Source organism: Brevibacterium sp. UCMA 11754, from assembly GCF_021532275.1.
Taxonomy (GTDB): Bacteria; Actinomycetota; Actinomycetes; order Actinomycetales; family Brevibacteriaceae; genus Brevibacterium.
Map to the genome: position 1 here is coordinate 1 of NZ_JACBOT010000014.1, position 11,998 is coordinate 11,998.

15 protein-coding genes and 4 pseudogenes are annotated in these 11,998 nt (G+C 66.6%); 10 read left to right on the plus strand and 9 right to left on the minus strand.

The genetic code is table 11. The annotated features are described in order from the left end of the window. The 8 genes and pseudogenes from HX613_RS08030 to HX613_RS08065 form a co-directional block, all read right to left on the minus strand. Positions 1–295: pseudogene (locus HX613_RS08030) on the minus strand (hypothetical protein); the annotation flags it as partial. A 109-nt stretch (positions 296–404) separates the two neighbouring features. Further along, positions 405–1,013: a hypothetical protein gene (locus HX613_RS08035; protein ID WP_235344860.1), complete on the minus strand. Its 609-nt coding sequence runs from the start codon at positions 1,011–1,013 to the stop codon at positions 405–407. A gap of 5 nt (positions 1,014–1,018) precedes the next feature. Continuing rightward, positions 1,019–2,218, minus strand: a complete 1,200-nt coding sequence (locus HX613_RS08040; RefSeq protein WP_235344861.1) for an N-acetylglucosamine-6-phosphate deacetylase — start codon at positions 2,216–2,218, stop codon at positions 1,019–1,021. Then, a complete protein-coding gene (locus tag HX613_RS08045; RefSeq protein ID WP_235344862.1) occupies positions 2,215–3,009 on the minus strand; it encodes a DeoR/GlpR family DNA-binding transcription regulator in 795 nt (264 codons plus the stop codon). Before HX613_RS08045 ends, HX613_RS08040 begins: the two co-directional genes overlap by 4 nt. A 4-nt stretch (positions 3,010–3,013) precedes the next feature. Continuing rightward, positions 3,014–3,859: a class II fructose-bisphosphate aldolase gene (locus tag HX613_RS08050; protein WP_235344863.1), complete on the minus strand. Its 846-nt coding sequence runs from the start codon at positions 3,857–3,859 to the stop codon at positions 3,014–3,016. Continuing rightward, a complete protein-coding gene (locus tag HX613_RS08055) occupies positions 3,856–4,887 on the minus strand; it encodes a 1-phosphofructokinase family hexose kinase (protein WP_235344864.1) in 1,032 nt (343 codons plus the stop codon). Before HX613_RS08055 ends, HX613_RS08050 begins: the two co-directional genes overlap by 4 nt. Next, complete coding sequence (locus HX613_RS08060; protein WP_235344865.1) at positions 4,884–5,831, minus strand: ROK family protein; 948 nt, start codon at positions 5,829–5,831, stop codon at positions 4,884–4,886. The genes HX613_RS08055 and HX613_RS08060 overlap by 4 nt, the downstream gene beginning before the upstream one ends. Continuing rightward, positions 5,828–6,601, minus strand: coding sequence for an SIS domain-containing protein (locus tag HX613_RS08065; RefSeq protein WP_235344866.1), 774 nt, complete (start codon positions 6,599–6,601; stop codon positions 5,828–5,830). The genes HX613_RS08060 and HX613_RS08065 overlap by 4 nt, the downstream gene beginning before the upstream one ends. Positions 6,602–7,063: 462 nt before the next feature. On the opposite strand from HX613_RS08065, the gene HX613_RS08070 reads away from it, so the two are divergent. The 10 genes and pseudogenes from HX613_RS08070 (at position 7,064) to HX613_RS08110 (ending at position 11,717) form a co-directional block, all read left to right on the plus strand. Continuing rightward, the gene (locus HX613_RS08070; RefSeq protein ID WP_235344867.1) at positions 7,064–7,453 is read left to right on the plus strand and encodes an SIS domain-containing protein; all 390 of its coding nucleotides are present in this window, start codon (positions 7,064–7,066) and stop codon (positions 7,451–7,453) included. A 209-nt stretch (positions 7,454–7,662) separates the two neighbouring features. Continuing rightward, on the plus strand, positions 7,663–7,827 hold the full coding sequence (locus HX613_RS08075) for a hypothetical protein (RefSeq protein WP_235344868.1): 165 nt from the start codon (positions 7,663–7,665) through the stop codon (positions 7,825–7,827). Continuing rightward, entirely contained in the window at positions 7,776–8,171 is a 396-nt protein-coding gene (locus tag HX613_RS22995) for an ROK family protein (RefSeq protein ID WP_442862595.1), read from the plus strand. Before HX613_RS08075 ends, HX613_RS22995 begins: the two co-directional genes overlap by 52 nt. After that, a pseudogene (locus HX613_RS23000) lies at positions 8,158–8,241 on the plus strand (hypothetical protein); the annotation flags it as partial. The gene HX613_RS22995 and the pseudogene HX613_RS23000, both read left to right, overlap by 14 nt. A 229-nt stretch (positions 8,242–8,470) precedes the next feature. Further along, entirely contained in the window at positions 8,471–8,878 is a 408-nt protein-coding gene (locus HX613_RS22585) for a hypothetical protein (protein ID WP_235344870.1), read from the plus strand. Beyond that, on the plus strand, positions 8,875–9,423 hold the full coding sequence (locus HX613_RS22590) for a PfkB family carbohydrate kinase (protein ID WP_235344871.1): 549 nt from the start codon (positions 8,875–8,877) through the stop codon (positions 9,421–9,423). Before HX613_RS22585 ends, HX613_RS22590 begins: the two co-directional genes overlap by 4 nt. Positions 9,424–9,453: 30 nt before the next feature. After that, positions 9,454–10,092: pseudogene (locus HX613_RS08095) on the plus strand (class II fructose-bisphosphate aldolase). A gap of 285 nt (positions 10,093–10,377) precedes the next feature. Next, a pseudogene (locus HX613_RS22595) lies at positions 10,378–10,425 on the plus strand (hypothetical protein); the annotation flags it as partial. 46 nt (positions 10,426–10,471) lie between these two features. Then, positions 10,472–11,107 (plus strand): DeoR/GlpR family DNA-binding transcription regulator, encoded by a 636-nt coding sequence (locus tag HX613_RS08105; RefSeq protein WP_235344872.1) that lies wholly within the window; start codon positions 10,472–10,474, stop codon positions 11,105–11,107. Between the two features lie 175 nt (positions 11,108–11,282). After that, entirely contained in the window at positions 11,283–11,717 is a 435-nt protein-coding gene (locus tag HX613_RS08110) for a hypothetical protein (protein ID WP_235344873.1), read from the plus strand. Between the two features lie 85 nt (positions 11,718–11,802). Here the strand turns inward: HX613_RS08110 and HX613_RS08115 are convergent. Continuing rightward, the coding region (locus HX613_RS08115) for a hypothetical protein (RefSeq protein WP_235344874.1) at positions 11,803–11,998 on the minus strand (196 nt) is incomplete at its 5' end.

An 11,998-nucleotide genomic window follows, 5' to 3' on the forward strand; every position in this document is an offset into this window, starting at 1 on the left:
TGCTGGTGGCCCATGGCCGTTCCGGTCGTCGTTGCACCGGTGGCGGCGGGTGCGGCGGTGAACCACCCATCGACAGGTGCATGAGGACCTGGCCCAAGCCGAGCAGTGATCCCAATGCCAGATATCCGAGTCGACGACCAGCGAGGATCGTTGCGGCCCATAAGGCGAAGACGAAGACGATCACGATGCCGACGAACGAGGTCGTGCCACCGGCGCCGACGTGCATCAGCACGGCCAGCAGAGTCGTCATGAGCGCGGCGAAGAGAGCACGAACCGACTTGTTCGACCCGGTCATGACTCTCCTCTCCTTGGGACGCTCACACGGATGACCTCATAGCTGAGCCTCAGGAGACTCAAAACTTCTACTCAGTGTAGAACTAATAGGGCCAATGGCGCCAGAGAGGTTACATCCTCAGCCAGGTGTCAGCGGTCTTCTTGATCATGGCTCCAGCTTCTTCGGCCGAGTCCAGCCAGGTCACCGGTTGGCCTTCGGGGTCGATCACCGCGTCGGAGAGGACGATGACGTCGAAGTTGCAGACGAGAGCGGCCATCGCGGAGGCACGAACCGATCCCGGCAGATCGCCGGCGCCGGTGCCGTCGGAAGCGTCTGCGTCATCCGCACCATCCGTGCTGCCTACGCCGTCCGGAGCATCCGCGCCGTCCGGAACATCTGCGTCGACCGGGGCATCTGCATCTTCGGAATTCGCGACTGTGCTCACGTCCCCACCGGCGATGACGATGCGGTCAATGCCCATGTCGTGGAGGCCGGGAGCCAGGTCTCGGATGCCGTCGAAGACGTCAGGCTTCTCCGAACGCAGCACGAGGTCTTCTTCGTCGGGCACGAAGATGGAGAGTTCCTCATCGTCGACGTCAACGAGTTCGTCCTTCGTTGAGGCGAAGATGAGCACACCGCCGACCGTGCGAGTGCGGCCGACGATGTCGACTAAGATCTCGGCGTTCTCGTCGGAGGTGTAACTGGCGTCATCGGTGTCAATGAGGAGCAGGGCATCCATGTCACCTATCGTGCCAGATTCTCAGGCTGGATGCTCATGTCCGCGTTCAGCAGCAGGTAGTCAGCGGGCATTCCCACGCCCAGCAGACTGTGCTGGTCATCGGCGCTGAGTCCCAGTGCCCGCAGCGGCACCAGACTCGCGGCCTGGACGGCTTCAAGCGGGCTCATACCCATCTCAGCCACCGCTCTCATCACCGCATAGTCCATGGTCAGCGTGGACCCGGCGATGGAGCCCGTCGCACCGTCCTCGCCCAGCAGTCGGGCCACGGAATCCTCCACCTTCACCGGCAGCGCTCCGAGCATGTAGTCCCCGTCGGCCATCCCCGTCGCGGCCATGGCATCTGTGATCAGCGCGATCCGCCCAGGAGCCAAGGTCGCCAGCATTCGCGCCGGCGGTGCCGCCACGTGCACTCCGTCGTTGATGAGTTCCAGCGTGACGTGTCCTGCCTCGATTGCGGCGAGGATCGGGCCCGGTGCCCTGTGGTGGATTCCGGGCATTGCGTTGAACGTGTGGGTGAGGATGCTCGCGCCCGCGTCGAAGGCACGGGCCGCTTCCTCGTACCCGGCCGCGGTGTGCCCGATGGCCACGCTCACCCCCGCCGAGGTGAACCGTGAGATCGCGTCGAGCGCACCGGGCAGTTCGGGGGCGATCGTGATCTGGGCCAGCGTTCCGTCAGCAGCCCTAAGGATCGATTCGACCGCCTCGGGGGTGGGTGCTGTGAGCACTTCGGGTGCGTGCGCACCCTTGAAGTCAGGGGACAGGAACGGGCCTTCGGCATGGAGACCGAGCACAGCAGGAGTGTCACGGCAGAGCCCGGCCCCGGCGGTCAAGGAGTGACAGAGCCCCTCGACCGTGTCCGAGACGTAGGAGAGGGCGAGCGCCCGGGTTCCGTGCCGGTGATGGACGGCGAGCACTTCGCTGAGTCCGACCTCTCCGTCTTCGGCGCTGGAGCCTCCGGCCCCGTGACAGTGGATGTCGACATAGGCGGGGGCCAGGTAGGCTCCTCCTGCGTCGCTGATCTGCACCCTCGCCGAGGTGGCCAGGTCCTGCCAGCCCGAACCTCGCCCGCGTGCAATGACATCTCCCCCAGCCTCGGCGAGCCAGTCATCGGCGGTTCCCAAGGCGAAACCGGCCGGATCACCGTCGAGGATGATGGCATTGTGGATGATCGTGTCCGCGAGCTCGTCGGCAGGCTGCTTACTCATCGGCCCTCCTGATGCATCGGTGCGAGTTCGATCTCGTACCCGGCTTGGACCAACTCGGTGGCAGCAACCGCCTCGAGCTGGGAATCGGTGATGATCGCCTGGAAGACTTCGGTGCCGCCGACCGAGGCGAAGGATCGTCTGCCGTACTTCGAGGAGTCAGCGACGACGATGGCCCGCTCGGCGCGTTCGGCCATGAGTCGGTTGACGTAGGCTTCGTCCTCGTTGGCTGTCATACCCCCGGCCGAAGCGGAGATCGCGTGGACGCCGACGAACGCGAGGTCGAGCCAGATGCTGCGCAGCACGGAGTCGACGAAGGATCCGACGAGTTCGAAGCTCGACGTGTTGATGACTCCCCCGCACACGATGACCTTGATGCCCGGGTGGATGGCGAGTCTGTTGGCGATGTCGACCGCATTGGTGACGATGGTGAGGTCGTGGAGGAGGTCGTCGCGTCGGCTCAGGGCATCGGCGACCATGAACGTGGTCGTGCCGCCGGAGAGTCCGATGACGGATCCGGGGGTGATCCGGTCGACCGCCGCTCGCGCGATTGCCGCCTTCGCCTCTGCAGAGGCTGCTTCCTTGTAGCGCAGCGACAGGTCGTAGTCGACGGCACGCCTGGTGGCTCCGCCATGGGTGCGTTCGACGAGCCTGCGCTGTTCGAGTAGGTCGAGGTCACGACGGATCGTGGCCAGAGAGACCTTCAGCTCCTGGCTGAGAGCCTCCACGCCGACAGTTGTCTCCCGGTCGAGTTTCGACAGGATGGAGTCGAGGCGGTCCTCACGCGTGCTCATAGAGTCAGTCTCTGTCCTTGCCGAGGGGATTGCAAAGGAGGCTGATCAGGCGGGCAGCCTCGGCTGCGAAGACCTCACGCGCGGGTCCGAGGTATTTCCGTGAGTCGACCATGTCCGGGTGGGCCTCCAGGGTCGTCCGCACAGAGCCTGAGAAGACCTTGTTGAGGTGGGTGGAGATGTTGATCTTGGCCATGCCCGCGGCAACGGCCCGACGGATCTCATCATCGGCGACGCCCGAGGAACCGTGCAGAACCAGGGGCACCGGCAGTCCGGCGGCCAGCTCGGCGATGAGTTCGAGGTCGAGGCGGCTGGTCCGCTCGACCTTCGCGTGCGAGGTGCCAACAGCCACGGCGAGCGCGTCGACTCCAGTTTCCGTCACGAACTCGGCTGCCGCGCTAGGGTCAGTGCGCACACCGGGTGCGTGTGCACCGTCCTTTCCGCCGATCTCACCCAGCTCCGCCTCGACGCTGATTCCGCGTCCGTGGGCACGACGGACCACGTTGGCGGTGATCGCACAGTTCTCCGCGAAGCTCAGGTGCGCTCCGTCGAACATCACGGAGTCGAAGCCGAGTTCCAGAGCCTCGGTCACAAGGTCGACGTCGGTCGCGTGATCGAGGTGGACGGCGATGGGGACCCGCGCGGATTCTGCAATCGCCATCGCGGCGCGGGCGATCGGAGCCAGGCTGCCGTGGTATTTCACGCAGTTCTCGGAGATCTGCATGATGACGGGCGCCTCCGCCTGTTCGGCGCCAGCCGCGATCGCCTCGGCGGATTCCAGGTGGATGACGTTGAATGCTCCGATGGCGGCGTCCGTCCCGGTCAGCAGGTCGGTCGTAGCGGCCCTGGTCATGTCTGCTCCTTCGTGATGACGACGTCGTGTCTCAGTTTCTGCCAATCGGGGTGGATCTGCCCCGCTTGGGGCATGAGCACCGCAGAGGCGGAGAGTGCGACCGCCTCCGTGAGGATCGTGCGAACGTCTTCGTCAGGCAGCCGAGCCGCCTCATCACTCTGCGAGTTCGCGGCCAGGCACCGGGCCAGGGCCGCCACAGAGGCGTCGCCGGCTCCCGTGGGATTGCCCTGCAGGACCCTCTCCAGACGCGCGCTCGAGCGCGGGCCGGTCCGGTCGACGAGGACCATCCCGTCCTCCCCACGGGAGACAAGGACATTGCTGGCTCCGGCACGAACCAGTTCCCCCGCCGAGGCGATCAGATCCTCGTGTTCGAACAGGTCCTTGTGTTCGAACAGTTCGTTCAGTTCCTCCGCATTCGGCTTCACCCAGTCGGCACCGGCCCGAGCCGCCCGGAGCAGTCCGGGCCCTGAGGTGTCGACGATGACGCTGACTCCGGCGGCATGCGCTGCTCTCACCAGCTTGGCGTGAAAGTCTTCGGGACAGTCTGCCGGAGTGGAGCCGGAGAGAACGAGCACGGTCACTGCCGGCTCGGACAGCCGTCGATCGATTGTCTCCGACAGCGCATCCCACACCTCGGGCGGGTGCTTCGCGGCTGTCTCGTTGAGCACGGTGGCACGTCCGGACCCTTCGACGACGGCATAGCTGCGTCGAAGCCTGCTCGGAGTCGGAGTGAGATCCCAGACCGGGCCGAGGGCAGGCGAGGCTTCGACGCCTGCTGCGCTGTCGGCCTCGGGTCGGTACTCGCCTGCCACTGGGCCCTGCACATATGCTCCGATCCCGGTGTCGGCCAGGATACGGGCCACGTTGATTCCCTTGCCGCCGAGTCTGCCGACTGCGGGATCGATCCGGTGCGAACGTCCCAGGTCCAGCTGTGAGGCGGTGATGGTGATGTCCCAGGCGGGGCTGAGCGTCACGGTGATCACGCGCGGCTCGTCCGCGGGCTGCACCTCTGCGCGCCCGATGCTCATGCCGGATCCCTCGTCAGCAGGCCAGCACCGATGAGCCCGGCGACGGGGCCCAAGCCAGCTCGGCGGATACTCGGCATCTGGTGGAAGTCCAGCCGGGACCGCAGCGCGGCCTCCACTCCGTCGAGGAGCTCATCGGCCCCACTCAAGCCGCCTCCCAGGATGATCGTCTCCGGTGCGACGACCGCCGCGATCTGTGCACACACGGCACCGAGCCCGTCGACCGCCTCGGCGAACACCTGTCGTGCAATCGGATCACCGGCATGCACGGCGTCGAGGACGTCCAAGGATCCTGCGACCGCGGTCCCGCTGCGCTGCGAATACCGCTTCGCGATCGACGACGCCGAGGCGATGTGCTCGATCGGCCCGCGGAACAGCCCCTCGGCGGTATCGACGGAGACCTCGGTGAATCCCACCTCTCCCGCATAGCCGCCGGCGGAGATCAGCCGACCGCCGACGCGGATGGCTGCCGCGATGCCCGTGCCGATGGTGATCATCACAGCGTCGTCGGGTGTGTCCTCGACCAGCTCGAATTCGGCCCGTCCGGCTGATCGCACATCGTGTGAGAGCCTGACCTCCAGATTCAGGCTCTCGCTCAACAGCGATCGGAACGGCACATTGCGCCACCCGAGGTTTGCGGAATGGATTCCGGTCCCGCCGGCCTCGTCGACGATTCCGGGGATGACCACGGCCGCCTCGGCGATGGGGTGTCCTTCGTGGTCCGCGGCGAAGGTCGAACGGAAGTCCGCGATGACGGCCATGACCTCCGACGCCGCGCTCTGCGTACATTCCGGGGTGGGGGCGGTCAGCGCATCGACGAGCCGACCAGCGGAGTCGAACAGCGCAGCCTTCATCCCGGTACCTCCGACGTCGACGGCCAGCGCCACTGGACCGGGACCCAGGCTCAGCCCTTCGGCAACGCGGAGGATCTCTGCGCGCGCCGTCATCCGCCCAGGACCACCGACCGTGTCAGTGAGCGCGGATTGTCGGGGTCGACGCCGAGGCGGCGGGCCCTGATGAGTGCGAGTGCGTGCAGCCGCACGAGCTCGGCCAACGGATCGCGGTCGGATTCGACGAATCTGGCCCCCGTGGCCTCGACCTGCTCGCGCAGCCCTGCCGGAGCATCACCGAGCTGCCAGGTCACGCGCCCCTTCGCGGCGATGGCGATGGGTCCGTGGCGGTACTCCATCGACGAGTACGATTCGGTCCAGGTCTGCGCGGATTCACGCAGCTTCAGCGCGGCCTCGTTGGCCAGACCCCACGTCCATCCCAGACCCAGGAAACTGAACTGCTCGGCGTCGATGAGTTCATCATCAAGGAGGCTGTCGGCGAACTCGGAGAAGTCGGGGGAGATTCCCGCAAGGACGGCCCTCGCATCCCCTATCGCGGTCTCCAGCTGGCTTCCCTGATCCAACCAGGAGCGCATGGCTGCGATGGCTGAGGTACCGAACCTCGTCTGCACGACAGATCGCTCATCGGCGAAATCAAGGGCGATGACGTCCGTGGCACGCTGAGCGATCGGCGATCCGTCGCTGCCGACGATGGCAGTGACCGGTGTGCGATCGCCGAGACGCTCGAGGGCGTCGACGAGCTCTGTGGTGGTGCCGGACCGGGAGATCGCGATGATGCGGTCGTAGCTCCGATGCGTAGCGGGTACTCGCTGGCGGTGAAGGCATCGGTCTGCCCCTACCAGCGTCTCCCGCAGGGAGGCGAACACCTGCCCGCCGAACCACGAGGACCCCCGCCAGCACGATTGCCTCCAGCGGACGGGGGACGGATCGCGGTCACGGCTGCGAGGTCCTACCGTGGTTCGGCGGGCGGTGTTCGCCTCCCTGCGCGGAGACGCACGGTAGGGGCGAGGACCGAGCCGCCTTCACCGCCAGCGAGTACCCCACGCATCGGAGCTACGACCGCATCATCGCGATCTCCCGGTCCGGCACCACCACAGAGCTCGTCGACGCCCTCGAGCGTCTCGGCGATCGCACACCGGTCACTGCCATCGTCGGCAGCGACGGATCGCCGATCGCTCAGCGTGCCACGGACGTCATCGCCCTTGATTTCGCCGATGAGCGATCTGTCGTGCAGACGAGGTTCGGTACCTCAGCCATCGCAGCCATGCGCTCCTGGTTGGATCAGGGAAGCCAGCTGGAGACCGCGATAGGGGATGCGAGGGCCGTCCTTGCGGGAATCTCCCCGACTTCTCCGAGTTCGCCGACAGCCTCCTGATGATGAACTCATCGACGCCGAGCAGTTCAGTTTCCTGGGTCTGGGATGGACGTGGGGTCTGGCCAACGAGGCCGCGCTGAAGCTGCGTGAATCCGCGCAGACCTGGACCGAATCGTACTCGTCGATGGAGTACCGCCACGGACCCATCGCCATCGCCGCGAAGGGGCGCGTGACCTGGCAGCTCGGTGATGCTCCGGCAGGGCTGCGCGAGCAGGTCGAGGCCACGGGGGCCAGATTCGTCGAATCCGACCGCGATCCGTTGGCCGAGCTCGTGCGGCTGCACGCACTCGCACTCATCAGGGCCCGCCGCCTCGGCGTCGACCCGACAATCCGCGCTCACTGACACGGTCGGTGGTCCTGGGCGGATGACGGCGCGCGCAGAGATCCTCCGCGTTGCCGAAGGGCTGAGCCTGGGTCCCGGTCCAGTGGCGCTGGCCGTCGACGTCGGAGGTACGGGATGAAGGCTGCGCTGTTCGACTCCGCTGGTCGGCTCGTCGATGCGCTGACCGCCCCACCCACCCCGAATGTACGCAGAGCGCGGCGTCGGAGGTCATGGCCGTCATCGCGGACTTCCGTTCGACCTTCGCCGCGGACCACGAAGGACACCCCATCGCCGAGGCGGCCGTGGTCATCCCGGAATCGTCGACGAGGCCGGCGGGACCGGAATCCATTCCGCAAACCTCGGGTGGCGCAATGTGCCGTTCCGATCGCTGTTGAGCGAGAGCCTGAATCTGGAGGTCAGGCTCTCACACGATGTGCGATCAGCCGGACGGGCCGAATTCGAGCTGGTCGAGGACACACCCGACGACGCTGTGATGATCACCATCGGCACGGGCATCGCGGCAGCCATCCGCGTCGGGCGGTCGGCTGATCTCCGCCGGCGGCTATGCGGGAGAGGTGGGATTCACCGAGGTCTCCGTCGATATACGCCGAGGGGCTGTTCCGCGGGCCGATCGAGCACATCGCCTCGGCGTCGTCGATCGCGCGAAGCGGTATTCGCAGCGCAGCGGGGACCCGGTCGCAGGATCCTTGGACGTCCTCGACGCCGTGCATGCCGGTGATCCGATTGCACGACAGGTGTTTCGCCGAGGCGGTCGACGGCTCGGTGCCGTGTGTGCACAGATCGCGGCGGTCGTCGCACCGGAGACGATCATCCTGGGAGGCGGCTTGAGTGGGGCCGATGAGCTCCTCGACGGAGATGGAGGCCGCGCTGCGGTCCCGGCTGGACTTCCACCAGATGCCGAGTATCCGCCGAGCTGGCTTGGGCCCCGTCGCCGGGCTCATCGGTGCTGGCCTGCTGACGAGGGATCCGGCATGAGCATCGGGCGCGCAGAGGTGCAGCCCGCGGGACGAGCCGCGCGTGATCACCGTGACGCTCAGCCCCGCCTGGGACATCACCATCACCGCCTCACAGCTGGACCTGGGACGTTCGCACCGGATCGATCCCGCAGTCGGCAGACTCGGCGGCAAGGGAATCAACGTGGCCCGTATCCTGGCCGACACCGGGATCGGAGCATATGTGCAGGGCCCAGTGGCAGGCGAGTACCGACCCGAGGCCGACAGCGCAGCAGGCGTCGAAGCCTCGCCTGCCCTCGGCCCGGTCTGGGATCTCACTCCGACTCCGAGCAGGCTTCGACGCAGCTATGCCGTCGTCGAAGGGTCCGGACGTGCCACCGTGCTCAACGAGACAGCCGCGAAGCACCCGCCCGAGGTGTGGGATGCGCGCTGTCGGAGACAATCGATCGACGGCTGTCCGAGCCGGCAGTGACCGTGCTCGTTCTCTCCGGCTCCACTCCGGCAGACTGTCCCGAAGACTTTCACGCCAAGCTGGTGAGAGCAGCGCATGCCGCCGGAGTCAGCGTCATCGTCGACACCTCAGGGCCCGGACTGCTCCGGGCGGCTCGGGCCGGTGCCGACTGGGTGAAGCCGAATGCGGAGGAACTGAACGAACTGTTCGAACACAAGGACCTGTTCGAACACGAGGATCTGATCGCCTCGGCGGGGGAACTGGTTCGTGCCGGAGCCAGCAATGTCCTTGTCTCCCGTGGGGAGGACGGGATGGTCCTCGTCGACCGGACCGGCCCGCGCTCGAGCGCGCGTCTGGAGAGGGTCCTGCAGGGCAATCCCACGGGAGCCGGCGACGCCTCTGTGGCGGCCCTGGCCCGGTGCCTGGCCGCGAACTCGCAGAGTGATGAGGCGGCTCGGCTGCCTGACGAAGACGTTCGCACGATCCTCACGGAGGCGGTCGCACTCTCCGCCTCTGCGGTGCTCATGCCCAAGCGGGGCAGATCCACCCCGATTGGCAGAAACTGAGACACGACGTCGTCATCACGAAGAGCAGACATGACCAGGGCCGCTACGACCGACCTGCTGACCGGGACGGACGCCGCCATCGGAGCATTCAACGTCATCCACCTGGAATCCGCCGAGGCGATCGCGGCTGGCGCCGAACAGGCGGAGGCGCCCGTCATCATGCAGATCTCCGAGAACTGCGTGTGAAATACCACGGCAGCCTGGCTCCGATCGCCCGCGCCGCGGATGGCGATTGCAGAATCCGCGCGGGTCCCCATCGCCGTCCACCTCGATCACGCGACCGACGTCGACCTTGTGACCGAGGCTCTGGAACTCGGCTTCGACTCCGTGATGTTCGACGGAGCGCACCTGAGCTTCGCGGAGAACTGTGCGATCACCGCCAACGTGGTCCGTCGTGCCCACGGACGCGGAATCAGCGTCGAGGCGGAGGAGCTGGGTGAGATCGGCGGAAAGGACGGTGCACACGCACCCGGTGTGCGCACTGACCCTAGCGCGGCAGCCGAGTTCGTGACGGAAACTGGAGTCGACGCGCTCGCCGTGGCTGTTGGCACCTCGCACGCGAAGGTCGCGAGCGGGACCAGCCGCCTCGACCTCGAACTCATCGCCGAGCTGGCCGCCGGACTGCCGGTGCCCCTGGTTCTGCCACGGTTCCTCGGGCGTCGCCGATGATGAGATCCGTCGGGCGTTGCCGCGGGCATGGCCAAGATCAACATCTCCACCCACCTCAACAAGGTCTTCTCAGGCTCTGTGCGGACGACCCTGGAGGCCCACCCGGACATGGTCGACTCACGGAAAATACCTCGGACCCGCGCGTGAGGTCTTCGCAGCCGAGGCTGCCGCCTGATCAGCCTCCTTTGCAATCCCCTCGGCAAGGACAGAGACTGACTCTATGAGCACGCGTGAGGACCGCCTCGACTCCATCTGTCGAAACTCGACCGGGAGACAACTGTCGGCGTGGAGGCTCTCAGCCAGGAGCTGAAGGTCTCTCTGGCCACGATCCGTCGTGACCTCGACCTACTCGAACAGCGCAGGCTCGTCGAACGCACCCATGGCGGAGCCACCAGGCGTGCCGTCGACTACGACCTGTCGCTGCGCTACAAGGAAGCAGCCTCTGCAGAGGCGAAGGGCGGCAATCGCGCGAGCGGCGGTCGACCGGATCACCCCCGGATCCGTCATCGGACTCTCCGGCGGCACGACCACGTTCATGGTCGCCGATGCCCTGAGCCGACGCGACGACCTCCTCCACGACCTCACCATCGTCACCAATGCGGTCGACATCGCCAACAGACTCGCCATCCACCCGGGCATCAAGGTCATCGTGTGCGGGGGAGTCATCAACACGTCGAGCTTCGAACTCGTCGGATCCTTCGTCGACTCCGTGCTGCGCAGCATCTGGCTCGACCTCGCGTTCGTCGGCGTCCACGCGATCTCCGCTTCGGCCGGGGGTATGACAGCCAACGAGGACGAAGCCTACGTCAACCGACTCATGGCCGAACGCGCCGAGCGGGCCATCGTCGTCGCTGACTCCTCGAAGTACGGCAGACGATCCTTCGCCTCGGTCGGCGGCACCGAAGTCTTCCAGGCGATCATCACCGATTCCCAGCTCGAGGCGGTTGCTGCCACCGAGTTGGTCCAAGCCGGGTACGAGATCGAACTCGCACCGATGCATCAGGAGGGCCGATGAGTAAGCAGCCTGCCGACGAGCTCGCGGACACGATCATCCACAATGCCATCATCCTCGACGGTGATCCGGCCGGTTTCGCCTTGGAACCGCCGATGACTGGCTCGCCGAGGCTGGGGGAGATGTCATTGCACGCGGGCGAGGTTCGGGCTGGCAGGACCTGGCCACCTCGGCGAGGGTGCAGATCAGCGACGCAGGAGGAGCCTACCTGGCCCCCGCCTATGTCGACATCCACTGTCACGGGGCCGGAGGCTCCAGCGCCGAAGACGGAGAGGTCGGACTCAGCGAAGTGCTCGCCGTCCATCACCGGCACGGAACCCGGGCGCTCGCCCTCTCCTACGTCTCGGACACGGTCGAGGGGCTCTGTCACTCCTTGACCGCCGGGGCCGGGCTCTGCCGTGACACTCCTGCTGTGCTCGGTCTCCATGCCGAAGGCCCGTTCCTGTCCCCTGACTTCAAGGGTGCGCACGCACCCGAAGTGCTCACAGCACCCACCCCGAGGCGGTCGAATCGATCCTTAGGGCTGCTGACGGAACGCTGGCCCAGATCACGATCGCCCCCGAACTGCCCGGTGCGCTCGACGCGATCTCACGGTTCACCTCGGCGGGGGTGAGCGTGGCCATCGGGCACACCGCGGCCGGGGTACGAGGAAGCGGCCCGTGCCTTCGACGCGGGCGCGAGCATCCTCACCCACACGTTCAACGCAATGCCCGAATCCACCCAGGGCACCGGGCCCCATCCTCGGCCGCCACACTCGGGCAGGACACGTCACGCTGGAACTCATCAACGACGGAGTGCACGTGGCGGCACCGCCGGCGCGAATGCTGGCGACCTGGCTCCTGGGGGATCGCGCTGATCACAGATGCCATGGCCGCGACGGGGATGGCCGACGGG

Coding starts and splice junctions, on each gene's coding strand:
- HX613_RS08040 (WP_235344861.1), bottom strand. CDS start 2,218: ATGAGTAAGCAGCCTGCCGACGAGCTCGCGGACACGATCATCCACAAT.
- HX613_RS08050 (WP_235344863.1), bottom strand. CDS start 3,859: ATGACCAGGGCCGCTACGACCGACCTGCTGACCGGGACGGACGCCGCC.
- HX613_RS08060 (WP_235344865.1), bottom strand. CDS start 5,831: ATGACGGCGCGCGCAGAGATCCTCCGCGTTGCCGAAGGGCTGAGCCTG.
- HX613_RS08105 (WP_235344872.1), top strand. CDS start 10,472: ATGGCGGAGCCACCAGGCGTGCCGTCGACTACGACCTGTCGCTGCGCT.
- HX613_RS08075 (WP_235344868.1), top strand. CDS start 7,663: ATGGCCGTCATCGCGGACTTCCGTTCGACCTTCGCCGCGGACCACGAA.
- HX613_RS08035 (WP_235344860.1), bottom strand. CDS start 1,013: ATGGATGCCCTGCTCCTCATTGACACCGATGACGCCAGTTACACCTCC.
- HX613_RS08055 (WP_235344864.1), bottom strand. CDS start 4,887: ATGAGCATCGGGCGCGCAGAGGTGCAGCCCGCGGACGAGCCGCGCGTG.
- HX613_RS08045 (WP_235344862.1), bottom strand. CDS start 3,009: ATGAGCACGCGTGAGGACCGCCTCGACTCCATCCTGTCGAAACTCGAC.